This window comes from Amycolatopsis sp. NPDC088138 (assembly GCF_044741685.1).
GTDB lineage: Bacteria > Actinomycetota > Actinomycetes > Mycobacteriales > Pseudonocardiaceae > Amycolatopsis.
The window spans coordinates 954,911-976,565 of sequence record NZ_JBIUTB010000003.1 but is presented as its reverse complement, the minus strand read 5'-3'; the positions used below and the strand labels follow the sequence as shown (position 1 = coordinate 976,565).

Below are 21,655 nucleotides of genomic sequence, written 5' to 3'. Positions count from 1 at the left end.
GACAATTCCGTGGAATCAGGGCTGGCGCAGCTGCTTAGCGGCGATCCGCGCCCGCACCTCCGGCCGGCGCAGCGGCGGCACGGTCGCCGGCGGCTGACGGCGTTCGGGCAGCTGCTGCAGCAGCTTCGTGGTGATTTCGGTGATCTCCGCGACGGCCGCTTCGAACGGCTCGCGCGTGGCGTCCGACAGCGACTGCACACCGGTCACCTTGCGGACGTACTGACGGGCCGCGGCCTCGATCTCCTCGTCCGTCGCGGACGGCTGGAGTCCCCGGAGGGTGGTGATGTTTCGGCACATGCCGCCCAGGGTACGACTCTTCGGAGGTCCGGATCACACGGTCGGGTTGGCTGTCGCCGACCTCGTTGACGCTGCTGCCCGCGCTTGGGCAAGGTCGGGGAAGTGCCCCTCAGACCGCGTCCCTTCCGTTCCGCCCGCCCCGAACCCGGCATCCTCGAAGAAAGCGTCCACGTCAAGAAGCCGGAAACCCCGATCCCGGAACAGGCCTGGCCCCGCGTGCGGGCCGACGAGCTGGTCACCCTCGTGGCACACGTCTTCGCCGCCCACGGTTTCCCGGAAGCGCGGGCCCGCATCGCCGCCGAAGCGCTCTGCCACGGCGATCTGACCGGTTCCCCGGGGACCGGCGTCGCCGAGCTGACCCGGACCCACCTGCCGTTGCTCAAGGACGGCCACGTCGTGCCGCACGCCGAGCCGCTGATGATCGCCGACCGCGGCGCCGCGGCGTTGCTCGACTACCGGCGCGCGTCCGGCCTCTGGGCCGTCGGCGACGCGATGGACCGCGCGGTGACGCGGGCCGGGCGCTTCGGCGTCGGCATGATTTCGCTGCGCGGGGTCGGGCCGTTCGGCCGGGCCGGCCACCACGCGGCCCGGGCGCTGCCGCACGCGATGATCGGGCTGGTGCTGGCGGCCGGCGGTGAACCCGGCCAGCCGATGAACCCGCTGGGCATGGCCGCGCCGGGTGGCGCGTACCCGGAGTTCGTCTTCGACATGGACCACCCCGGCCAGGAGGCCGCCGCCGGGTTCACGCTGCTGGTCGAGGTCCTCGCCGGGGTGCTCTCCGGCGTCGCCGACCACGAGCACGACACCGGGCTGCTGGTGATGGCCATCGCGCCGACGACGTTGCGCAGCGCCGACGGCTTCTACCGCGCGGCGAGCGCGCTGTTCGGCAGCATGCTCGGCTGGGAGGGCGGTGCCCCGATCCGCTACCCCGGCTGGCGCGAGGCCCAGCACCTCGAGCAGTGCCGGGCGCTGGGCGTCCCGCTGGCCGGCCCGGTGCGCCGCGAGCTGGACGCCCTGGCCGCGTCGATCGGGCTGCCGCCGCTCACCAACGTGGGTTAGTGGACCAGGACGACCTTGCCGCGGTCGGGGCCGACGGCCACGACGTCGCCGTCGGTCAGCTGGCGGCCGCGGCGGGTCTCCACCTCGCCGTTGACCGTGACCTCCTCGGCGTCGATCAGGTCCTTGGCGTGGGAGCCGTCTTCGGCGAGGCCGGCGAGCTTGAGGAACTGGCCGAGCCGGATCGGCTCGCCGCTGATGGGTACGTCGACGGGGTCGGTCATACCCGCATCATGCCGGTTCAGGTGCGGGCGGCCGTCTGCCGGTAGAGCGCTTGGACGTCCGTGTCGAAGTAGCTCGAGTACGACGTGTCGGGATCGTCGCCGCCGTACTCGAAGCCGCCGATGACGCCGACGACGGTGCCGAGCCGGGTCCGCGGGTCCTGGCCGACCACCCACGGCCCGCCGCTGGTGCCGGTCGGGAAGCCCGCGCAGTCCACCTTGAGCTGGTAGGTGTCCTGCCGGCTGGTCGTGTTCTGGCAGACCGCGGGGGTCTCGGAGTCGTCCGGATAGCCGGTCAGCGTGATCGCCTGCTCGAACGCTCCGCCGGTGACCAGGGTGTTCGCGCCGACCAGGCTCTCCAGGGACTGCGTGGTGCCCGCCTGGTGCGCGGTGGCGAAGCCGACGTCGAGGTCCTGGTCCGACGCATCGCTCCAGCCGCCGGCGACGAGCTCGTCGGACACCGTCCAGAAGCCGAACGGCGCGACACCGTCGTGGTAGGCGGGCGCGAAGGTGACGCCGGTGAGGTAGTCGCCGCCCTCACCGTCGTGGATGCAGTGGGCCGCGGTCAGCAGCACGTCACCCTGCTGGCTGTGGACGACGCTCGCCGTGCAGTAGTGCGCGCCGTCGACGAACAGGGCGCCGACCGCGGGGCTGGACACCGCGGGCAGGTCGACGGTCGAGGCCGGGGTCGCTTCGAGCGAAGGCGTGGTCGCGCCCGCGGACTGGGGACGGCGGGCCATCACGACCACGACGAAGGACGCGCCGAGCAGCAGGACGGCGGCGAGGGAGAGCAGGACGGCGGGCCGCCGCACGTGCATCGCCTCCTCGCCGCTGTCACCCCCGGACTCGTCCAGATCACCATAGGGCGTCACTCCGACACAATCAGCACACCCACAGCAAGCTCACAGCCGCTAATATCCGTAACTCGGGAGTAACACCTAACAGGCGGGAGGGCCGATGAAGCAGTTCGCGGACAAGGTCGCGGTGATCACCGGGGCGGGGTCGGGGATCGGCCGGGCGCTGGCGCTGGAGTTCGCCCGGCGGGGCGCGCGGGTCGCGCTCTCCGACGTCGACACCGCGAACGCGGAGGAGACGGCGAAGCTGGCCGGCGAGAACGCGCGTGCGTACACGCTCGACGTCGCCGACCGGGCCGCCGTGCTCGCGCACGCCGAGGAGGTCGTGCGCGACTTCGGCGGGGCCAACGTCGTCGTGAACAACGCCGGTGTCGCGCTCGGCGCCACCGTCGAAGAGATGACCTTCGAGGATTTCGACTGGCTGATGGGCGTGAACCTCGGCGGTGTCGTGAATGGCACGAAGGCGTTCCTGCCGCACCTGATCGCCTCCGGCGACGGGCACGTCGTGAACATTTCCAGCGTGTTCGGCTTCGTCGGCGTCCCGACGCAGAGCGCGTACAACGCGGCGAAGTTCGCGGTCCGCGGATTCACCGAAGCACTGCGCGAGGAAATGCTGATCGCGCGCCACCCGGTCGGTGTCAGCTGCGTGCACCCCGGTGGGATCAAAACCAACATCGTGCGCAACTCGCGAGGCGGCGACGGTGATCAGGAGCAGGCCGCGGCGGGCTTCGAGCGGATCGCGCAGACCACGCCGGAGAAGGCCGCACTGACGATCCTGCGCGGGATCGAGCGCAAGTCCGCGAGGGTCCTCATCGGACCGGACGCGTACGTGATCGACGCCATCCCGCGGGTGCTCGGTTCCGCCTACCAGCGGCCGCTCGCCGTCCTCGCGCGACTGGGCCTGAAACAGATGAAAAGCTGAAACTCTTTTCTCCGCTTGCGACTTTCGGGCGAACGCTCTGGTCCGGGAAGGAGACCTGGGCCACTCTGGATCACTCTTCGCGGCCTGCGAAGATCGTCAACGCGTCACTCAATGGAGTTGCGTTTCTGACAAGGCCGTCTGAAATGGTCCAGAATGCGTGGGGTCCGCGAGCCCCTTACCGGAGGTCCTGATGCCGCGCACCGCACAGCGCAGTGCGACCCGTTCGTCCAGCGAACCCGCGGCGGTCGAGCTGCTGGATCGCACCGGCATCATCGCGGCCAGCCTGCCCAAGCGGCGCCGCACGGACGACGACCTGCCCGAGCTCGCCGAGCCGATCTACACCCGGCCGCCGGTGTGCGACCGGGACCTGCGCGAGAAGTCCGTGGTGATCCGCCGCCGCGCCCGCACCTGGCTCGGCAGCGGCGCCGCGGTGCTGCTCGTCGCGGCCGGCTGGGTCGCCGGCGGCCTGCTGGGCGGGAGCATGTTCACGCAGACACCGCCCGACGACGTCGCGCAGGTGGACCCGCGGCCCGCCGTCGCGGCCGCCCCCGCGCCGCAACCACAACCGCAGCCCCAGGCGCCGGCCGTCGCACCGCCGCCGACCACCGTCTATGTACCGGTGCCGGCGAAGCAGGAAACGCCGAAACGCGTTCAGGTGCAGGCGAAGGGCCTGGCGAAGAAGGCACCCGCGGAAGAGGACGTGCCGCGTGTCGACCTCCCGCCGTCGACCACGCCGCCGTCGACCACCAACCCGGTCCAGCAGTGGGTGAACGCGGCGGAGAGCATGATGCAGCAGTACCAGTACGGCTCCGGGCGCTGAGTCAGGCGCCGGACCAGCGGTATTCGTGCTCCGGACGGCCGGTGGCGCCGTAGCGCAGCCGCATCTGCACCGTGCCCGACTCGGCCAGCGCCGTCAGGTACCGCTGCGCCGTCGCGCGCGCCATGCCCAGCTCACCGGCGACCTCCGCCGCCGACAGCGGCCGCCCCGCACGCCGCAGCTGCTCCGAGACCAGCCGTGACGTCGCCGTCGACTGGCCCTTCGGCGCGGACGTCCGGTCCTGGTCGTGCAGCACCCGGTACGCGCGGTCGACGTCGTCCTGGGCGAAGGCGCGCCCTTCGGCGAGCAGGCCGCGGAACCGCGCGTACGACGTCAGCCGCTCGGCCAGCTGCCGCGTGGTGAACGGCTTGATCAGGTAGTTCAGCGCGCCGGCCCGGATCGCCGCGGCCACCGACGCGCTGTCGGTCGCCGCGGACAGCACGATGGTGTCGGTCTGCAGCTCCGGCAGCACCACGAGGCCGGACTCGTCGGGCAGGTAGACGTCGAGCAGCACCAGGTCGGGGGTCAGCTCGCGCACCCGGGCCCGCGCCTCGGCCGCGGTGTGCGCGGTGCCGACGACCGCGAAGCCGTCGACCTCCTCGACGAACCCGGCGTGCACGCCGGCGACCCGGAAGTCGTCGTCCACGATGAGCGTGCGGATCATCCGTCCTCCGTCAGCATTCCGGGCAGTTTGGCGACGAACAGCGCGCCCGCCTCGCCTTCGCCGGGGTCGGCCAGCCAGACGTCGCCGCCGCGCGCCCGCGCGGCCTGGCGGGCCAGGGCGAGCCCGAGTCCGTGCCCGGGTGCGATCTTCGTCGAGACGCCTTCGTCGAACAACGTCCGGCGCAGGTCGGCCGGCACGCCCGGCCCACTGTCCACAACGGACACGTGCAGCGTGGTGCCGTCGGTGAGCAGGCCGATCTCGACGGTCGCCGGGCGTCGCGGGCCCATCCGCGCGGCGTGCAGCGCGTTGTCGACGAGGTTGCCGATCACGGTGTTGGCGGCGATCGGGTCGGTCACCGCCGCCGGCACCCAGGTGTCGTCGGCCAGCTTGAGCGTGAGGCCCTTTTCCTGCGCCTGCTCGGTTTTCGCGACCAGCAGCGCCTGCAGGTACGGGTCGGCGACGGCGTCGCCCAGCTCACTGGGGTGCGCCGACGGCGAGTCCGTGAGCGTCTGCAGGTATTCGACGGCCTCGGTGTGGTGGCCGAGCTGCAGCAGCCCGTAGAGCGTGTGCAGCCGGTTCGCGAACTCGTGGCGTTGCGCGCGCAGGCCGTCGGACAGGGAGCGGATGCCGTCCAGCTCGCGGGTGAGCGTGTCGAGGTCGGTGCGGTCGCGGAAGGTCAGCACGGTGCCGATCGGCCGGTCGTCCAGGCGCACCGCGCGCGAGTTGATCACCAGGACGCGGTTCCCGGCCACGGCCAGCAGGTTGTCCACCGGCCGCCCTTCGGCGACGGCCTTGTGCACGCGCGGCGAAAGCTCGAGCTCGGCCATCGCCGCGCCGATCGGGAGCTCGGTGCCGAGCAGGCGCTCGGCCTCGCCGTTGCGCACCGAGACGCGGTTCGCCTCGTCGACGGCCAGCACGCCCTCGCCGATCCCGTGCAGCACGGCTTCGCGTTCGTAGAGCAGCTCGGTGAGCTCGTGCGGCTCGAGGCCGTGCGTGACGCGCCGCAGCCGCCGGTTGAGCAGGGCGGACGCGCCCGCGCCGAGCAGTAGCGCGCCGCCCGCGAAGATCAGCGTGATCACCAGGAGCCGGTTGAACGCGCCGGTCGGGTCGGCGACGTCGAACCCGACGCTCACCTCGCCGACCACGCGCCGGTGATCGGCGGTCCAGATCGGCGTCTTGCTGCGGACCGACAGCCCGAGCGTGCCGCTCTGCACGGCGCTGACCTCGTCGAACCCGGCGAGGGCCCGGTCCGCCGACGTGCTGACGCGCTTGCCGATCTCGGTCGCCGTCGGGTGCGCGAGCCGGATGCTGTTGTCGTCGGTGATCACGACGAACAGCGCGTCGGTCCGCTCCCGCACCGCGAGGGCCCGCTCCTGCAGCGCGCCACCCGGGACCTTCGCGGTGGTTTCGGTGACCACGACCGGGTCCGCCGCCATCGACTTCGCGATGGCCAGGGCCCGCTGGCCGTACTGGTCGGTGAGGGTCCGTTGCAGCAGCACGCTGACCAGCGCGACGCCGAGCCCGACGACGAGGACGACCACGCCGATCTGCAGCAGCAGCACCTGCCTGCTGAACCGCATCCGCGGGAAGAGCGCCCACTTTGGCATGGCTGGGAACATACCCCCAGCTCACGGGCATGCGCTAAATGAGCAAAACATGCATAACGCGCGGCGGCGACGCAGAACGTCGACAAGCTTCACCTGACCGCCACGCGTACTTAACGTGCCTTCCAGCGTGATCCCCACCACGTGACGAAGGAGTCACCTCCCCATGGTTCCCCCACTGATCGAACTCACCGGAGCCACCAAACGGTTCCCGAGCGGGTCCGGTTCCGTGCACACGGCCGTCCGCGACCTGACCATGACCGTCCAGCCCGGCGAGTTCGTCGCCGTCGTCGGCCCCACCGGCTGCGGCAAGTCGACGACGCTCTCGCTGGTCTCCGGGCTCCAGCCGCCGTCCGCGGGGCGGGTGCAGGTGAACGGCACCGACGTGAAGTCCATTCCGGACGGTGTCGGCTACATGTTCCAGACCGACGCCGTGATGCCGTGGCGCTCGGTGCTGGACAACGTCGCGTCGGGGCCGCGCTTCCGCGGGGTGCCGAAGGCCGAGGCCCGCGCGCAGGCCGCCGACTGGATCGGCCGCGTCGGGCTGGCCGGGTTCGAGAAGTACTACCCCCACCAGCTCTCCGGCGGCATGCGCAAGCGCGTCGCGCTGGCCCAGACGCTCGTCACCAAGCCGAAGATCATGCTGATGGACGAGCCGTTCTCGGCGCTGGACGTGCAGACCCGCGCGCTCATGCAGGACGAGCTGCTGCGGCTGTGGTCCGGTTCGGGGGCCGCGGTGATCTTCGTGACCCACGACCTGGACGAGGCGATCGCGCTGGCGGACAAGGTCGTCGTGCTGACGTCGTCGCCGGCCACCGTGAAGGACGTCTTCGAGATTCCCCTGGAGCGGCCGCGCAAGGTCGAGGAGCTGCGGCTCACCGAGGAGTTCCGCAAGCTGTACGCCGACATCTGGGAATCGCTGCGCAGCGAGGTCGACAAGGCCCGCGAGAAGGGAGCGAGCAATGTCGCTTGACACCCCGGCGGTGAACACGAACCCGTTGCCGGTCCTGGAGACCGAGCAGGACATCATGGCCCGCGCGAAGCAGGCTTCTTCGCGCCGCAAGCGCAACATCTGGCTGCTGCGCCTGGCGATCGTGGTCGTCTGGCTGGGCAGCTGGGAGCTGACCGCGACGTACTGGATCGACCCGTTCTTCTACTCGAAGCCGTCGAACATCTGGCAGCGGCTGGTCGAGTGGTTCAGCACCGGGACCGACTTCGGCTCGATCTGGTACAACATCTTCACCACCGTCGAGGAAGCCTTGCTGGGCTTCGTCATCGGCGCGATCGCCGGGGTCGTGCTCGGGGTCATCCTGGGCCGCAGTGAGTACTTCGCGCAGGTGCTCGCGCCGTTCATCAAGGCCGCCAACGCCCTGCCGCGCATCGTGCTCGCCGCGCTGTTCGTGATCTGGTTCGGGCTCGGGCTGTCGTCGAAGGTCGCGACCGTCGTCGTGCTCGTGTTCTTCGCGGTGTTCTTCAACGCCTTCACCGGTGCTCGCGAGGTGGACCGCAACCTGATCGACAACGCCCGCATCCTGGGCGCGACGCGCGGCCAGGTGCTGAAGTCGATCGTGCTGCCCAGCGCGACGTCCTGGATCCTCTCCTCGCTGCACGTCGCGTTCGGCTTCGCGCTGATCGGCGCGGTGGTCGGCGAGTACACCGGCGCCAAGGCCGGCATGGGCTTCCTGATCAGCAACGCGCAGGGCACGTTCGACACCGCCGGGGTGTACGCCGGGATGCTGATCATCACCGTCGTCGCGCTGCTGGCCGAATGGGGCATCGGCACCCTGGAACGCCGCCTGCTGCGCTGGCGGCCGAACGTCGGCTCCCAGGCGCAGGGGATCTGACATGCGTCTCAAGAGGACACTCACGATCGCGGCCGCGCTGGCCGTCACCGCGGGCGGGGTGACCGCCTGCCGCGACTCGCGCTCGATCGACTTCGGGGACGGCGGCCGGCCGCACGTCAAGATCATGGTCGGCGGCCTGTCCAAGGTGATCTACCTGCCGGCGCAGCTCGCGCAGCAGCTCGGCGAGTACCAGAAGCAGGGCGTCGACGTCGAGCTGTTCGACCAGCCGTCCGGGGCCAACGCGGAGACGTCGCTGCTGGCCGGCGAGGTGCAGGGGGTGGTCGGGTTCTACGACCACACGATCGACCTGCAGGCCAAGGAGCAGTGCATCCAGAGCGTGGTGCAGTTCGCGAACGTGCCGGGTGAGGCGGAGATGGTCGCCACGGCCAAGGCCGGCGAGGTCAAGTCCGGCAAGGACTTCAAGGGCCGCACGCTCGGCGTGACGTCGCTCGGCTCGTCGACCGACTTCCTGACCAAGGCGCTCGCGCAGCGCGGCGGCGTCAGCTCGAAGGACTACACGCCGTACAAGGCGGGCGCCGGGCAAACGTTCATCACCGCGCTGAACCAGGGCACGATCGACGCCGGGATGACGACCGACCCGACGATCGCGCAGCTGACGAACACCGGCCAGGCGAAGGTGCTTTACGACATGCGCACGGTCGAGGGCACCAAAGCCGCTTTGGGTGGGTTGTACCCGGCGAGCTCGTTGTACATGAGCTGCACCATCGTCGAGCGTTATCCCGACATCGTGCAGAAACTCGCGAATGCCTATGTCGCGTCCCTGAATTGGCTTTCGAAGCACACCCCGGAGGACGTCGCGGCGATCATGCCGCCGTCGTTCGCCGGCGGGGACAAGGCGCTGTACGTGAAGTCGCTCAAGGACAGCCTGCCGATGTTCACCAAGGACGGCCGGATGGACGAGGCGGGCGCGCAGAACGTCCTGAAGGTGCTGGGTGACTCGTCCAGCAACGTCAAGCCGAAGAAGGACAAGATCGACCTGTCGAAGACGTACACCACGAAGTTCGTGGACACGGCGCACGCGCAGGCCGCCCAGTAGCCCCGCTCACCTGACCGGGCGGTTGGTGAGCTCCATGGACCCGTGAAGGCCTCTTCCCCCGCGGAGGCCTTCACGGGTCTTTCGTTCGTCGCAAGCCCACGACGGGAGCCAGGTGTTACCGGTTCGCCGGCCGGCCAGATCGGTTTCGAGGTAGGCGAGCAGCTCGGCGAGGTCGGCGCGCTGGTTGTCGGTGCGCCAGACGACCCAGAGCGGGAAGACCGGGGTGGGGTCGACGATCGGGATCCGGCGAAGGTCGTAGTGCGCGGGCCACAGGTAGCGGGAGCCTTCGCCGATGAGGTTCGCCAATGTCGGAGACTCGGCGATCTCGGTCAGCAGCACTTCGGCTCCGAAGGCGGGACCCAGGACGTCGATGGTGATCCCGAAGGCGGTGGCGAGTTCGTCGTAGTAGGTGGCGACCTCGTCCCCGCGCGGCAGGCCCGGCATCCAGATCCGGTGGTCCGCGAGTTGGTGTGGCGTAACGGAAGAGGCGTCGGCAAGCGGGTGGTTCGGGCCGACCAGGAGCTCATGGCGGTCCTCGATGACCAGGGCGCTCGAAAGTCCGGTACCCGCGAGTTGTTTCTTCGCATCGGTCAGGCCCCGGAACGTGGCGTCGACGGTGCCGCTCGCGACGGCGGTGAGCGCCGCCTCGAGGTCGAGGTCGGGCAAGGCGACGACGTCCAGGTCGAGCTCGCGGTGTTGCTGGTAGAAGGCGTGCAGCAGCGTGGCAGGCGCCGTCCGCCGGTTGCGCACGTCGACCCTGAGCGCGCGCCGGCCGGGCATCACCGATGCGAGGGCCCGGTCTTCAGCCCGGAGAAGCTCTCGAGCGTGTGGCAGGAACGCCGCACCGTCCACGGTCAGCGTGGCACCGCGGGGCCCGCGGGCGAAGAGGGTCACGCCGAGCTTGCGCTCGAGCGCGCCGATGCGTTTCGAGACCGCCTGCTGGGTGATGCCGAGCTCGTCGGCCGCGCTCTGGAACTGGCCTCCCGAACAGACCGCGAGGAAGGTCCGCACCGCGTCGAGGTCCACGCGGACACGGTAGCCGCACAACAGAGGGTTGTGGCGACTGCGCGGGATTGAAGAGTCTCTTTTCGTCCATTTCGGAGTAAATCCGGCAAATATCGTGATTCGTTCCCGGAATGTGAAGACCCTTCGAAAGTAGCTACCTTCCGGTTGTCGCGGATTCAACACTGGTCCCACGGCTTTCCCGGGTCCCCACCCTGTGAACGGAGTCTCCGTCATGACCAGATTCGTTTCTTCGCGTGCTGTCCGCGTGCTCACGGTGGCCGCCGCCGCGGCCGCCGGACTGGCGATGGCCGGCCCGGCCCACGCCGCGGTCGAGTACGGGGCGCACGGTTTTGATGTGCACTTCCATGGGCACCAGTTCGCCGGGGGCAACTGGGGTGGCTACGTCAGCTTCGGCAGCTTCACCACGGCCACGGCGAGCTGGACCGAACCGACCGTGACGTGCCGCTCCAGCAACGACCTGTTCGCCCCGTGGGTCGGCATCGACGGCGACGGATCGTCCACTGTGGAGCAGACCGGCGTCGAGACGGACTGCTCCAGCGGCCGTGCGGTGTATTCGGCCTGGTACGAGATGTACCCGGCCGCGCCGGTGTACTACAACGTGTCGGTCGGCGCGGGCGACAAGATCACCGCGACCGTGACGCGGACCGCGACCAACACGTACAAGCTGGACCTCACCGACTCCACCAAGGGCTGGACGAAGACCACCACCAAGACCCTGACCTCGAAGCACGCGTCGGCGGAGGCGATCATCGAGTCCCCGACCGACTCCTACCCGACGATCTCCGGCGGCATCAAGTTCACCGGCGTCAAGTTCAACGGGACGAACCTGGCCTCGACCAGCCCGTCCGCGCTGAGCGCCGACGACCGCGGCACCGGCACCTGGACCCCGGGCGCGATCGGCTCGGACGGCCAGAGCTTCACCATCGCCCGCCGCTGACCGCCGAAGTGACGCCCCCGGTCCGCCGGGGGCGTCACTTCAGGTTGTTGATCGCCCAGGAAACCACCATCAGGGCCAGCACCAGGGAGATCGCGGCCTGCAGCATCATCGTCATCTTCGCCCAGATCCGCAGCGGCAGGACGTCGGTCGGGCTGAACGCCGCCGCGTTGGTGAACGAGAAGTACAGGTAGTCCAAATAGGACGGTTCCCAGTCCAGCTTCGCCAGGTCCGGGTCGGCCATCTGCGGGAACTGCAGGTCCGGGAACACGTGGCGGCCCAGCGCCCGCCGACCGGGGCCACCGCGGTCGAACTCCCAGTACCAGAGCGAAAAGGCCACGATGTTCGTCCAGTAGACGATGCCGCCGCTGAGCAGGACCGCGCCCGCCGGGGCGGTGAGCGTCGCGGTGGCGATGCCGTAGACCAGCAGCACCGCCGACCCGCCGTTGACCAGCGTCACCGCGGCCACCACGAGCAGCGAGATCACCCGCTCGACGGCGCTGAAGTGGTCCATCTTGCCCGGGTTGACCAGCAGCAACGAGCCCACGAGCAACGCCGACAGCGAAGGCAGCAGCCACCACGGCCGCACCGCGACCTCGCCCGGCAGGGCCAGCTGCAGGGCGAGCGTGGCCACGACGACGCCCATCGCGGGCCAGCGCGTCTCACCGGCGGTCCGGCGGCGCCATGCGGGAACAGCCTCTTCGGTCACCGGGTCACGGTAGGTCGATCACGGTCGCCCCGCCAGCGAGCACCACAGCGCGAAGCCGACCTCGGCGTGCTCAGCCCGCGGGCGCGGTCGTCACGTCCGCGGGCATCTTGCGCGCGACGTCCGTGCGGGAGCGCGCGCCGAGCTTCCGCAGCACCTTCGCGACGTGCTGCTCGACCGTGCGCGGCGACAGGAACAAGCCGTCCGCGATCTCGCGGTTGGTCCGGCCCTCGGCGAGCATCCGTGCCACTTCGCGCTCGCGCGGGGACAGCTCACTGCCGTAACCCCGCCGCCCGCGTTGGGAAGGCGCCCACGCGCCGTGCTCACGCAGCTGGTGACGGCAACGCCCGGCGTCGCGGGTGGCGCCGAGCTGCTCGTACGCCTCGGCCGCCGCGGTCAGCTCGTCCACTGCGTCCCGGTTGCCGGCGGCGAGGCGGCACATCGCGGCCCGCTCCCGCGTGGCCGTCGCCGGGTAGGGCATCGGCAACGCCCCGTAGCCCGCCGCGGCTTCGTCGAACAGCGCGGCCGCGGCCAGGTGCTTGCCGCGGGCTTCGAGCAGCACGGCCCGGCCGGCCACGAGTGCGGCCGTCGCGAACGGTGCGTCCCGGCCTTCGATGCCCCGCGCAAACGCTTCCACCACGCTGTCCGCCTCCGGCCAGCGCCCGGCCCGCGCGTACGCCTGCGCCGCCGCCGGGACCAGCGCGGCCGCCCAGATCCAGACGCCCTTGCGCCCGGCCGCGGCCACCGCCGTGTCGGCCACCGCGCACGCGCCGTCGACGTCGTCGGTCGCGAGGCGGACGCTGATCAGCACGCCCGCGGCCGACAGCACCACCGGGATCGGGCCCTGGTCCGGCGCGTGCACGCCCGCCGCGGTCAGGTGCCGCTGCGCGGCCGCGAACTCCCCGCGGACGGCGGCGAGCCCGCCGAGCACCAGCGACGACTCCATGACGATCGGGCCCAGCTCCGGATAGCTGTCGCGCAGCTGCTCGGCGGTTTCGGCGAGGCCGGCCCACTGCCCGCGCACCCAGTCCAGCCGGACGCGGGTGCCCTGGATCAGGCCGATCGCGTACAGCGCGCCCGCGTCGGTCGCGCGCCGGACGCCTTCGGTCACCAGCCGCTGCGCCCGGTCGAGGTAGCCGGCCCACGCCTGCCCGTCGGCGAGGTTGCACCACAGCCGGGCCAGCTGGACGCGCTCGGCGACCGTGCCGACGGTGTCCGACATCGCCTCGAACTCGGTCCACGCCGAGCCGTCGCCGACGTGCGAAGCGGCCGCGATCCGGTCGGCCGTCAGGGCCAGCCGCAGCTCGGGGTCCTCGAGTCGGTCGTACACCTCACCCGCGCGGGCGCGCCAGAGCTCGTGCCAGGACACCGGCGTCAGCCCGTCGATCGGCTGGGCGAGCAGGGTGATCCCGCGCGCGGCCAGGTCGGGCCGATCGACCAGCTCGCCGACCGCGCGCTCGACCTCCAGGCGGCCGCGGCCGAGCTGCCCAATGGTCCGGACCAGCAGCATGCCGAGGCTCAACCGGATCGAGCCGCGCACCGACGGCGGCAGCGCCACCTCTTCGAGGACGTGCTCCAGCGTGCCGATGACGTCCGGGCGGAAACCTCGCAGCGCGACCTGGCTCAGCTTTCCCGCCACACGCCCGACGTCGGACTGCGCCGGGCCAGGCTCGGCCAGCACCGACTGCAGGAGGTCGATCGCGCGGGACGTCTCGCCGCGGGCGATCGCCTCGTCGGCCGCGGCTTCGGCGTAGTGGCGCCACTGGTCGACGCGGCCCGCCGCGCGGGAGTGCCGGGCGAGCAACGTGAGCGGGGGTGACGGCTGCGCGGCGAGCACCCGGATCGCCTGCGCGTGCAGCAGCGCGCGTTCCGGTCCGGTCACCGTGTCGTAGACCGCCTTGCGCGCCAGCGGATGCCGGAAGGCGTACTTGCTGTCGCCGGCCTCGCCGAGCACCCCGGCGGACAGCGTGGCGAGCAACGCCGTGCGCAGGTCGTCGTCGGACAGCCCGGCCAGTTCGCCGAGCACCCCGGCTTCGGCGCCGACCCCGAGCACCGCGGCGGCGCCGGCCAGCCGCACCGCCGGCTCGGGCAGTCCGGAAAGCCGTTCGGTGACGGCTTCCCGCAGCAGCACCGGGACTTCGAGGTTCTCCAGCAACCGGTCGGAGAGGACTTCGCCGACCGGGAGCCGTTCGGCCGCGTCTCGCAGGGCGCGCAGGGTTTCTTCGACGACGAACGGGATCCCGGCCGTGCACTCGTGCAGCTTCGCGGCGAACTCGGCCGTGACGCGGGGCAGTTCGAGGAGTTCGACGGCGAGCTCACGCACCGCGGCGACGTCGAGCGCGCCCAGCGCGACGCGCGCGGTGTGCACGTCGGGCCCGGTGCGGAAGGGCGGACCGGGCCGGGCGTCGGGGGCGGACCGGTGGGTGACGACCACGGCCAGCTCGGGCGGCATCGACCCGGCGAGGAACCGCAGGAGGTCGAGGGTGTCCTCGTCGGCCCACTGCAGGTCGTCGATCAGCACGAGCGCGGGCCCGCACGCGGTCAGCAGCTCCCGCACCGCGCGGAACACGCGGTGGCGCTCGGCGACCGGGTCGGCCAGCGGCTCGGGCCGCGGGGGAAGCGCTTCCGCGAGCTCGGGCAGCAGCGGCCGCAGCACACCCGCGACCGGGCTGAGCGGGCCGAGCGGCGCGTCGCCCGCGGACCGCAGCGCGTCCAGGATCGGGCCGTAGGGAAAGGGTTCCCGCAGTGGCTGGCAGGCGCCGCCGAGCACGCGGCCGCCGTCGAACTCGGGGCGTCGCGCGATCTCGGCGAGCAGGCGGGTGCGGCCCATGCCGGGCTCACCCTCGATCACCACGGCGGCCGGGCGCTGCCGGAGCACGCCGGCGACGGCGTCGAGCTCGGCGTCGCGGCCGGTCAGGCGGGCCGGTCCGGACCGGACGGAGACGGAGGTGGGGCGGGGCGCGGTCAGCCACATATGACCTCCTCGACGCACACCGGGGGCTGTGCGCGGAGCCTAAGCAGCGCTCAACGGTCCGTAAACCTTTAACCGAATAGGTGGTCGGTACCGTGCTCGCACGTCTGCCTACCGGCTGTCACCGGTTCGCCGGTGGAATCGCCGGTCCCGCGTCGCCGCGCGCCGGAAACGTCGGCGGCTCAGGCGTTCCGGCAGTGGTTAACGCGTTCCGGGAGGGGCGCCGACTACCGAAAGTAGTTCGCGGAAACCCTACTTACGGACCTGTCCGACCGGGTGACACAACCCTCTTGGGGCCGCCTGGAGCAGGGGATACGTCCGAGGTGAATGCGTATACCCATTCGCTCGGTGCCCGGATTGCACCGTAACGCCCACAACGGGGACGCTCTGCCGGGGGAGTTCCTCTGCGTGGCCGGTGGGGAGCCGCGCGTAACCACCACTAGGGAGAAGCATGAAGATCGCCAGACTCTTCGGTGCCGCTGCCGTAGCCGTGATGACGACGGGCGCGCTCGCCGCGATCGCCGTTCCCGCGTCCGGCCAGGACCTGCTGAACCCCGACATCGTGCCCGCGATGCAGCGCGACCTCGGCCTGACCCACGACCAGGCGGTGGCCCGGCTGAAGAGCGAGGACGTCGCGAACAAGGTCTCGGAAGCCGTTTCCGCGACCCTCGGCGACGCACTCGGCGGCGTCACCTACAACGCCACGACGGGCAAGGCGCACGTCGAGACGACGAACGCCGCCCTGCTGGGCAAGATCCGCGAAGCGGGCGCGGAAGCCGAGCTCGTGAAGTTCAGCGCGCGCCAGCTCGACTCCACTGTGGACACCCTGAACGCGGCCGACCGCTCGGCGCCCGCCTCGATCACCGGCTGGGGCGTGGATTCCACCACCAACCGCGTCACGATGACCGTGCTGCAGGGCCACAACAGCGCGGCCGACACGTTCATCGCGAAGTCCGGTGTGGACAAGTCGTCGATCACGATCCTCGAGACGACGGCGAAGCCTTCCCTGTACGCCAACATCCGCGGTGGTGACGCCTACTACATCGGCGGCTCGTCGCGCTGCTCGGTCGGGTTCTCGACGACCACCGGCTTCCTCACCGCCGGGCACTGCGCCGCGCTCACCGGCGGCGGCGCGCTGACCGGGTCCAACGGCGCCGCGCTCGGCTCGTGGGGCACCTACCGGTTCCCGGGCAGCGACTACGCCTCGGTCCGGACGAACAGCAGCTGGACCCCGGTCGGCCAGATGAACAACGGCACCGCGGTGCGCGGCTCGTCGAACGCGGCGACCGGCACCTCGGTCTGCAAGGCCGGCTCGACCACCGGCTGGACCTGCGGCACGGTCGGCGCCAAGAACCAGAGCGTCCGCTACGCCGAGGGCACGGTCAACGGCATGACCGCGACCAACGTCCGTTCGGCCGCGGGTGACTCGGGCGGCGGCTTCATCGCCGGCAACTCGGCGCAGGGCATCCTGTCCGGCGGCAACACGACCGTGACGTACTTCTTCCCGATCGGCGCGGCGCTCTCGGCGACCGGCACCACGCTGCGGCTCGGCTGATCTGTCTTCTGAAACAGCGAAAGGGCGGGTTTCGGCAGCCTCCAGCGCTGCCGAAACCCGCCCTTCGTTCCTCGCCGCGGGAATGGGAGGTTTCAGGGGTCAGACGTTGCTGATCTCCTCGATCAGCCCGTCGACGTCGAAGTGCGCGCTCTCTTCGCCGAGCGGCACCAGCTCGTAGGACGCCTCGAGGAACGTCCGGATGTCTTCACGCTCCAGCTCGAACGACGCATAGCCGTCCGGTGACTCGATTTCGAGGGTCAGGAAGTCGTCGTCCTCGGACAGGTCCGGGCGGACGCGGACGTCGCCGAGGCCGGCCGGCTCGTCCAGGCCCTCGACGAGGAGGTCACGGGCGAACGTCCACTCGATCCACCGGCCGCGCTCGGTCCGGAACGCCACGGTGGCCGCGAACGGCTCTTCCGCGTGGAAGGAGAGGCGGGACAGGACGGGCGTGGTGCTCTCGTTCAGCACCACGAACTGGCTCTGGTGTACGGCTTCGGTGTGCACGGCCCCTCCTGGAGTCTCGCGGTGGTTCGCGCGGCGCGAACTGTTCGAGGAGGAGATGACCTGGGCCTACGGTCATGACGGAGAAACTCTCACGTTCACTTGATCGGTTGCATCCGTCCATTGTGGTGTAACGCCGGGCACATACCCCTTGCGTTCAGGCCACGACTGATGGTGACGGCTCGCGCAGCGCTTCCGGCAGTTTCCGGCGCAGGACGAGCAGGGCTGGGACGGCTGCCGCGCAGGTCAGGGCCAGTACCGACCACGTCAGGGCGTTGCCGGCGCTGAGCAGGGCGGCGAGCAGGCCCGGGGCGAGTGCGATCGGGAGGCCCCAGGAGAGCTGGAAGATCGCGCTCGCCCGTCCTTCGGCACCCGGCGGGGCGGCCGCGGCGGCCGCCGCGGTGGCGGTCGGGCCGAACATCGCCTCCGCGATCGAGAAGCCGAGGCTCGTGAAGAGGATCAAGCCGGTCGCCACCGGCAGCGAAACCGCGTCCAGTGGAATCAGCAGCCCGAAGCAGGCCGCGAAGATCGTCGCGGCCCCGATCAGCCCGGCCGTCCGGCTGCGCCCGGCCAGCAACGCGACGATCGGGCGCTGCCCCGGCACGACGGCCACCGTGCCGAGCGTGATGGCCGTCCCGGCGATCCACTGTGGACCGTGCAGCAGGTCGTGGACGATGATCGGCAGCACCGCGAACTTGCTCGCGCTGGCGAGCGTGAAAGCCATGTGGGTGACGCAAAAGCCGGTGAACGGCCGGTCGCCGAGCACCGCCCGCCAGCTACCCGACGGCCGGTCCGCGTGGGCTTCGGCCCGCGGCAGCAGCCGGATCAGGACGGCCGCGACGGCGAAGCTCGCCGCGTTGACGTACGCCAGCAGGTGGAAGGCCCACGGGCTGGTGATCGCGGGCAGCACGGCGATCGCGCCGGCGCCGATCCCCGCGCCGGCGAACCGCCCGGCGGTCTGGGTGGCCAGCACGCGGTCGGTGTCCCGGCCCTCGGTGAGCCGGCCGACCATCGGCGCGTTGCACGTCCAGAACAGCCGGTCGCCCACCCCGGCGACGACCGAGACCACGATCACCTGCCAGCCGGTGTGCACCAGCGGGTACGCGCAGAACGCGACGAGCCGCACCAGGTTGCCGGTGATGAGCAGCGCCCGCGGCCCGAACCGGTCCATCGCGGCGCCGGTCGCCGGGCCGGAGACGAGCGCGAGCAGCGCGCCGGTGCTGAGCGACGTGCCCGCGTCGAGCAGGCCGAGGCCCTGGGCGTGCACCAGGAAGAGCAGGGCGAACGGACCCCAGAGCCCGCTGCCGAGCGCGTCGATCAGGGTCGCGACCAGGAAGATCCGACGATTCCGAAGCATGCTTTCCCCCAGGTGGACAGCGCTTCAGGATATCGGCCCGCCTACGGGCCCAGCGGCAGGTTGAGGCCCACCTTGACCCGGTCCATCGCCACGCTCGTGGTGAAGTGCCGGACGTTCGGGTTGTCGAAGAACATCCGCCGGGTGAACGCCTCGAAGCCGGCCATGTCCGGGCACGTCACGATCAGCACGAAGTCGGCGCTGCCCGTGACGTAGTAGCACTGCTGGACGCAGTCGTCGCCGAGGACCTGGCGGCGGAACGCGTCCAGGACGGCGAGGTTCTCCCGCTCCATCTCGACCATGACCACGAACGTCATGCTCAGCCCGAGCGCCTGCGGCGACAGCACGGCCACCTCACGCTCGATGACGCCCGCCTCGCGCAGCCGCTTGATCCGCCGTTGCACCGCCGCGGCCGAGAGGCCGACCTTCGCGCCGATCGTCTCGGCGATGGTGCGGGCGTCCGCCTGGAGGCAGGCGAGGATGGCGATGTCCAGCTGGTCGAGGTCGGGAGTCTGCACCTCAGCAGGCTAACCGGGACCACCGACGATTCGCCGCGAGTTCTCCGACGGCTCACTCGCTCGTGACGGCGCTCACTACTCCGGACGCCGGGAAGATGAAACAACTTTTTCAGTGACCTGGAACACAACTGACCGGTCTACCAGGGGGTAGCCCATACAAGTGGAGAGACCAGCCGGACGTCTCCGCCAACCCGCCGGCGTGGGGAGGCTCTCCCGTGCCCGCACCTGCCGCCGTGTTGACCGGAATCGGTTCGTGGTTGCCGACAAAAGTCCTGGACAACCACGAGATCGCCGCCCGGCTCGACACCTCGGACGAGTGGATCCGCACCCGCACGGGCATCCGCGAGCGTCGCGTCATCGGCCCCGGGGAGTCCACTGTGGACCTCGCCGTCGGGGCGGGCCGCAAGGCGCTGGCCTCCACGGACGGCGGTGCCGACATGGTCGTGCTCGCCACCTCCACGCCCGACCAGCCCTGCCCGGCCAGTGCGCCGCAGGTCGCCGCCCGGCTCGGGCTCGGCACGGCCGCGGCGTTCGACGTCAACGCCGTGTGCAGCGGGTTCGTCTACGCCCTGGCCACCGCCGCGGGCTTCATCGCGGGCGGGCTCGCCGAGCGGGTGCTCGTGATCGGCGCCGACACCTTCACCACGCTCATCGACCCGGAGGACCGCACCACCGTCCCGATCTTCGGCGACGGCGCGGGCGCGGTGGTCCTGCGGGCCGGCGACGCCGACGAGCCCGGCGCGCTCGGGCCGTTCGACCTGCACAGCGAGGGGGAGCACGCCGACCTGCTGTGGGTCGAGGCCGGCGGCTCGCGTCGCCGTCTCTCCGACGACCCGGGTGACCGCTTCCTCGCGATGCAGGGCACCGCGGTGTTCCGGCACGCCTGCGCGCGCATGGCCGAGTCGTCGCGGACGGTCCTGGAGCGCGCGGGCTGGATGGTCGGCGACGTCGACCGCTTCGTCGGGCACCAGGCGAACATCCGGATCCTGCAGGCGACGGCGAAGCAGCTCGGCATGCCCGCCGACGCCGTGGTCGCCAACATCGACCGCGTCGGCAACACCAGCGCCGCGTCCATCCCGCTCGCGCTGGACGACGCCCGGCGCGACGGCACGCTCGCGCCCGGCAACCGCGTCCTGCTCAGCGCGTTCGGCGCGGGCCTGACCTGGGGCTCGACGGTGCTGCGCTGGCCGGATCTGGGTCAGCTGTCCTGAGGTTGCGGGCCGGCTGTCCAAGTCGGCGTCGGCTCCTGGCGGCCCCGCAGCTCGAGCTCGCCGTGCTCGACCCAGAACGCCCGCTCGCCCTGCAGCGCGCCGGAGACGGCGGCGTCGCTCGCGAGGATCCGTGACGGCGTCGCCTTGGCCAGCTCGGTGAGCCGCGCGGCCTCGTTCACGGCGTCCCCGATCACGGTGTACTCGAGGCGGCTGCTGCTGCCGAGCTGCCCGGCGAACACCGGGCCGCTCGAGACGCCGATGCCGAGGTCGAGCTCGCCGGTCTCGCGCACGGCGTCCCGGATCGCGCGGGCCGCGGCCAGCGCGGCGGTCGGCGCGTCCGACAGGCGCGTCGGGGCGCCGAAGATGCACAGCGCGGCGTCGCCCTGGAACTTGTTGACCAGCCCGCCGCGCGCGTTCACCGCGGTGACGACGACGGCGAACAGCCGGTTCAGCTTCCCGACCAGCTCCTGTGGCGGCGTCCGGTAGGCGAGCGCGGTCGAGTCGACGACGTCGACGAACAACGCCGTCACGTCGCGGACGTCGCCGGACAGCGACGCGCCGTACTCCAGCGCGTGCCGGGCGACCTCGGCGCCGACGTGCCTGCCGAACAGGTCCCGCATCCGCGCCTGCTCCCGCAGCCCGGCGGCGAGCTGGTTCACCGACGTCTGGAGCAGCCCGATCTCGCTGGAGTCGTCGACGTCGACGACGACCTCGTTGTCCCCGCGCGCGATCTTGTCGAGCGCCACGCGCAGCCGGTGCAGCGGCGCGGCGACCGCCCGGGCCAGCAGGCCGGTGCCGAGCGCGCCGACGACCAGGCCGATGACCGACAGCATGATCAGGCTCGCGGTGTGGTCACCCGAGCCGAGGTCCGGCGGGGTCGCGACGAGCAGCACGCCGACCAGGGGAACGCCGCAGGTCAGCGCCCACGTCACGATCAGCCGGGTCAGCACGGTCACCGGCAGCGAGCCGCGCGGCGGCACGACGTCGAGCGCGATCGTCATCACCGGCCGCGCGACCCACTCGGCGGCCAGGTAGGTGAGCCCGACGGTGGTCAGGCCGCCGAGCCCGATGGTCGTGGCCATCGCGGCCGCGTCCGCCGCCGAGCCGAGCACGCCGGCCAGCACGCCCAGGACGGTGGTCCCGATCAGCCAGAGCGTCCCGCTGACGACGGCCATGTCGACGGGCAGCCGCAGTGCACGCCTGGCCTCGCTTTCGGCGGGCGGGCGCCCGAGCACGAACCAGATCGCGGTCCGCCGCTGCAGCCAGGCCGTCCACACGGTCCCGGCGAGCAGCGAGACGGCGACGATCCCGGCCGCGGTGAGCCCGAGGATCCAGCCGCGGTCCCCGACGTCGTTGGGCAAGCCCTGGAGCAGCAGGAGCAGCGCGACGACCCCCGACCCGGCGACGCTGGAGCCGAGCCCCAGCCCGGCGAAGCCCAGGCTCGTGCGCAGCACGATCCGGAACCTCCCGCCGCTCTTGCGCACGGCGTCGATCGTATGGGGTGCGGCGGTAAAAGGCGTGGCCGCAGCGCCGCACCGCCGGT

Annotated in this window: 21 protein-coding genes; 9 read left to right on the top strand and 12 right to left on the bottom strand. The window is 71.4% G+C overall.

Annotated elements, in window-relative coordinates; all coding sequences use genetic code 11:
- Positions 1-15: 15 nt before the first annotated feature.
- A complete protein-coding gene (locus tag ACIOD2_RS19850) occupies positions 16-297 on the bottom strand; it encodes a DUF2277 domain-containing protein (RefSeq protein WP_400539827.1) in 282 nt (93 codons plus the stop codon).
- A 102-nt stretch (positions 298-399) separates the two neighbouring features.
- On the opposite strand from ACIOD2_RS19850, the gene ACIOD2_RS19845 reads away from it, so the two are divergent.
- Positions 400-1,356: an Ldh family oxidoreductase gene (locus ACIOD2_RS19845; RefSeq protein WP_323328957.1), complete on the top strand. Its 957-nt coding sequence runs from the start codon at positions 400-402 to the stop codon at positions 1,354-1,356.
- Here ACIOD2_RS19845 and ACIOD2_RS19840 read toward each other — a convergent pair.
- Together ACIOD2_RS19840 and ACIOD2_RS19835 are read right to left on the bottom strand one after the other, a co-directional pair.
- Entirely contained in the window at positions 1,353-1,577 is a 225-nt protein-coding gene (locus ACIOD2_RS19840) for an RNA-binding S4 domain-containing protein (RefSeq protein ID WP_400539825.1), read from the bottom strand. The genes ACIOD2_RS19845 and ACIOD2_RS19840 overlap by 4 nt on opposite strands.
- 17 nt (positions 1,578-1,594) lie before the next feature.
- On the bottom strand, positions 1,595-2,392 hold the full coding sequence (locus ACIOD2_RS19835) for a trypsin-like serine peptidase (protein ID WP_400540423.1): 798 nt from the start codon (positions 2,390-2,392) through the stop codon (positions 1,595-1,597).
- Between the two features lie 139 nt (positions 2,393-2,531).
- Here ACIOD2_RS19835 and ACIOD2_RS19830 point away from each other — a divergent pair, with 139 nt between their 5' ends.
- A complete protein-coding gene (locus tag ACIOD2_RS19830; protein WP_400539823.1) occupies positions 2,532-3,350 on the top strand; it encodes an SDR family oxidoreductase in 819 nt (272 codons plus the stop codon).
- A gap of 190 nt (positions 3,351-3,540) precedes the next feature.
- A complete protein-coding gene (locus ACIOD2_RS19825; RefSeq protein ID WP_400539821.1) occupies positions 3,541-4,170 on the top strand; it encodes a hypothetical protein in 630 nt (209 codons plus the stop codon).
- A 1-nt stretch (position 4,171) separates the two neighbouring features.
- Here ACIOD2_RS19825 and ACIOD2_RS19820 read toward each other — a convergent pair whose 3' ends face one another.
- Positions 4,172-4,831: a response regulator gene (locus tag ACIOD2_RS19820; protein WP_400539819.1), complete on the bottom strand. Its 660-nt coding sequence runs from the start codon at positions 4,829-4,831 to the stop codon at positions 4,172-4,174.
- The gene (locus ACIOD2_RS19815; protein WP_400540421.1) at positions 4,828-6,411 is read right to left on the bottom strand and encodes an ATP-binding protein; all 1,584 of its coding nucleotides are present in this window, start codon (positions 6,409-6,411) and stop codon (positions 4,828-4,830) included. Before ACIOD2_RS19815 ends, ACIOD2_RS19820 begins: the two co-directional genes overlap by 4 nt.
- A 190-nt stretch (positions 6,412-6,601) precedes the next feature.
- On the opposite strand from ACIOD2_RS19815, the gene ACIOD2_RS19810 reads away from it, so the two are divergent.
- The 3 genes from ACIOD2_RS19810 to ACIOD2_RS19800 are packed head-to-tail and all read left to right on the top strand — an operon-like array spanning position 6,602 to position 9,336.
- Positions 6,602-7,408, top strand: a complete 807-nt coding sequence (locus ACIOD2_RS19810; RefSeq protein ID WP_400539817.1) for an ABC transporter ATP-binding protein — start codon at positions 6,602-6,604, stop codon at positions 7,406-7,408.
- Positions 7,398-8,279 carry an ABC transporter permease gene (locus ACIOD2_RS19805; RefSeq protein ID WP_400539815.1) on the top strand — a complete coding sequence of 294 codons (882 nt, stop codon included), beginning with the start codon at positions 7,398-7,400 and terminating at the stop codon, positions 8,277-8,279. The genes ACIOD2_RS19810 and ACIOD2_RS19805 overlap by 11 nt, the downstream gene beginning before the upstream one ends.
- 1 nt (position 8,280) lies before the next feature.
- A complete protein-coding gene (locus tag ACIOD2_RS19800) occupies positions 8,281-9,336 on the top strand; it encodes an ABC transporter substrate-binding protein (protein ID WP_400539813.1) in 1,056 nt (351 codons plus the stop codon).
- Positions 9,337-9,342: 6 nt separating this feature from the next.
- Here ACIOD2_RS19800 and ACIOD2_RS19795 read toward each other — a convergent pair whose 3' ends face one another.
- Entirely contained in the window at positions 9,343-10,362 is a 1,020-nt protein-coding gene (locus tag ACIOD2_RS19795) for a LysR family transcriptional regulator (protein ID WP_400539811.1), read from the bottom strand.
- Positions 10,363-10,573: 211 nt separating this feature from the next.
- Between ACIOD2_RS19795 and ACIOD2_RS19790 the strand changes: the two genes are divergently transcribed.
- Positions 10,574-11,299, top strand: a complete 726-nt coding sequence (locus ACIOD2_RS19790; protein ID WP_400539809.1) for a G1 family glutamic endopeptidase — start codon at positions 10,574-10,576, stop codon at positions 11,297-11,299.
- A gap of 34 nt (positions 11,300-11,333) precedes the next feature.
- On the opposite strand, the gene ACIOD2_RS19785 is transcribed toward ACIOD2_RS19790, so the two are convergent.
- Both ACIOD2_RS19785 and ACIOD2_RS19780 read right to left on the bottom strand, forming a co-directional pair.
- Entirely contained in the window at positions 11,334-11,942 is a 609-nt protein-coding gene (locus tag ACIOD2_RS19785; protein WP_400540419.1) for a hypothetical protein, read from the bottom strand.
- A gap of 133 nt (positions 11,943-12,075) precedes the next feature.
- Positions 12,076-14,976 carry an ATP-binding protein gene (locus ACIOD2_RS19780; protein ID WP_400539807.1) on the bottom strand — a complete coding sequence of 967 codons (2,901 nt, stop codon included), beginning with the start codon at positions 14,974-14,976 and terminating at the stop codon, positions 12,076-12,078.
- A 448-nt stretch (positions 14,977-15,424) separates the two neighbouring features.
- On the opposite strand from ACIOD2_RS19780, the gene ACIOD2_RS19775 reads away from it, so the two are divergent.
- A complete protein-coding gene (locus ACIOD2_RS19775) occupies positions 15,425-16,528 on the top strand; it encodes a S1 family peptidase (RefSeq protein WP_400539805.1) in 1,104 nt (367 codons plus the stop codon).
- Between the two features lie 99 nt (positions 16,529-16,627).
- On the opposite strand, the gene ACIOD2_RS19770 is transcribed toward ACIOD2_RS19775, so the two are convergent.
- From ACIOD2_RS19770 to ACIOD2_RS19760, 3 genes are all read right to left on the bottom strand, one after another.
- Positions 16,628-17,032, bottom strand: coding sequence for an SsgA family sporulation/cell division regulator (locus ACIOD2_RS19770; protein WP_400539803.1), 405 nt, complete (start codon positions 17,030-17,032; stop codon positions 16,628-16,630).
- Positions 17,033-17,186: 154 nt separating this feature from the next.
- Entirely contained in the window at positions 17,187-18,386 is a 1,200-nt protein-coding gene (locus tag ACIOD2_RS19765; protein ID WP_400539801.1) for an MFS transporter, read from the bottom strand.
- Positions 18,387-18,427: 41 nt separating this feature from the next.
- Positions 18,428-18,901 (bottom strand): Lrp/AsnC family transcriptional regulator, encoded by a 474-nt coding sequence (locus ACIOD2_RS19760; protein ID WP_400539799.1) that lies wholly within the window; start codon positions 18,899-18,901, stop codon positions 18,428-18,430.
- Between the two features lie 215 nt (positions 18,902-19,116).
- Here ACIOD2_RS19760 and ACIOD2_RS19755 point away from each other — a divergent pair, with 215 nt between their 5' ends.
- The gene (locus ACIOD2_RS19755; RefSeq protein ID WP_400539797.1) at positions 19,117-20,112 is read left to right on the top strand and encodes a beta-ketoacyl-ACP synthase III; all 996 of its coding nucleotides are present in this window, start codon (positions 19,117-19,119) and stop codon (positions 20,110-20,112) included.
- Here the strand turns inward: ACIOD2_RS19755 and ACIOD2_RS19750 are convergent.
- Positions 20,100-21,596 (bottom strand): adenylate/guanylate cyclase domain-containing protein, encoded by a 1,497-nt coding sequence (locus ACIOD2_RS19750; RefSeq protein ID WP_400539795.1) that lies wholly within the window; start codon positions 21,594-21,596, stop codon positions 20,100-20,102. The genes ACIOD2_RS19755 and ACIOD2_RS19750 overlap by 13 nt on opposite strands.
- Positions 21,597-21,655 lie beyond the last annotated feature (59 nt).

Excerpts from the sequence above, each read along its gene's own strand:
- ACIOD2_RS19790 (WP_400539809.1), top strand. The coding sequence starts at position 10,574 with ATGACCAGATTCGTTTCTTCGCGTGCTGTCCGCGTGCTCACGGTGGCC.
- ACIOD2_RS19775 (WP_400539805.1), top strand. The coding sequence starts at position 15,425 with ATGAAGATCGCCAGACTCTTCGGTGCCGCTGCCGTAGCCGTGATGACG.
- ACIOD2_RS19820 (WP_400539819.1), bottom strand. The coding sequence starts at position 4,831 with ATGATCCGCACGCTCATCGTGGACGACGACTTCCGGGTCGCCGGCGTG.
- ACIOD2_RS19785 (WP_400540419.1), bottom strand. The coding sequence starts at position 11,942 with ATGGGCGTCGTCGTGGCCACGCTCGCCCTGCAGCTGGCCCTGCCGGGC.
- ACIOD2_RS19850 (WP_400539827.1), bottom strand. The coding sequence starts at position 297 with ATGTGCCGAAACATCACCACCCTCCGGGGACTCCAGCCGTCCGCGACG.
- ACIOD2_RS19830 (WP_400539823.1), top strand. The coding sequence starts at position 2,532 with ATGAAGCAGTTCGCGGACAAGGTCGCGGTGATCACCGGGGCGGGGTCG.
- ACIOD2_RS19840 (WP_400539825.1), bottom strand. The coding sequence starts at position 1,577 with ATGACCGACCCCGTCGACGTACCCATCAGCGGCGAGCCGATCCGGCTC.
- ACIOD2_RS19765 (WP_400539801.1), bottom strand. The coding sequence starts at position 18,386 with ATGCTTCGGAATCGTCGGATCTTCCTGGTCGCGACCCTGATCGACGCG.
- ACIOD2_RS19800 (WP_400539813.1), top strand. The coding sequence starts at position 8,281 with ATGCGTCTCAAGAGGACACTCACGATCGCGGCCGCGCTGGCCGTCACC.
- ACIOD2_RS19815 (WP_400540421.1), bottom strand. The coding sequence starts at position 6,411 with ATGCGGTTCAGCAGGCAGGTGCTGCTGCTGCAGATCGGCGTGGTCGTC.
- ACIOD2_RS19805 (WP_400539815.1), top strand. The coding sequence starts at position 7,398 with ATGTCGCTTGACACCCCGGCGGTGAACACGAACCCGTTGCCGGTCCTG.
- ACIOD2_RS19835 (WP_400540423.1), bottom strand. The coding sequence starts at position 2,392 with ATGCACGTGCGGCGGCCCGCCGTCCTGCTCTCCCTCGCCGCCGTCCTG.
- ACIOD2_RS19825 (WP_400539821.1), top strand. The coding sequence starts at position 3,541 with ATGCCGCGCACCGCACAGCGCAGTGCGACCCGTTCGTCCAGCGAACCC.
- ACIOD2_RS19780 (WP_400539807.1), bottom strand. The coding sequence starts at position 14,976 with ATGTGGCTGACCGCGCCCCGCCCCACCTCCGTCTCCGTCCGGTCCGGA.
- ACIOD2_RS19810 (WP_400539817.1), top strand. The coding sequence starts at position 6,602 with ATGGTTCCCCCACTGATCGAACTCACCGGAGCCACCAAACGGTTCCCG.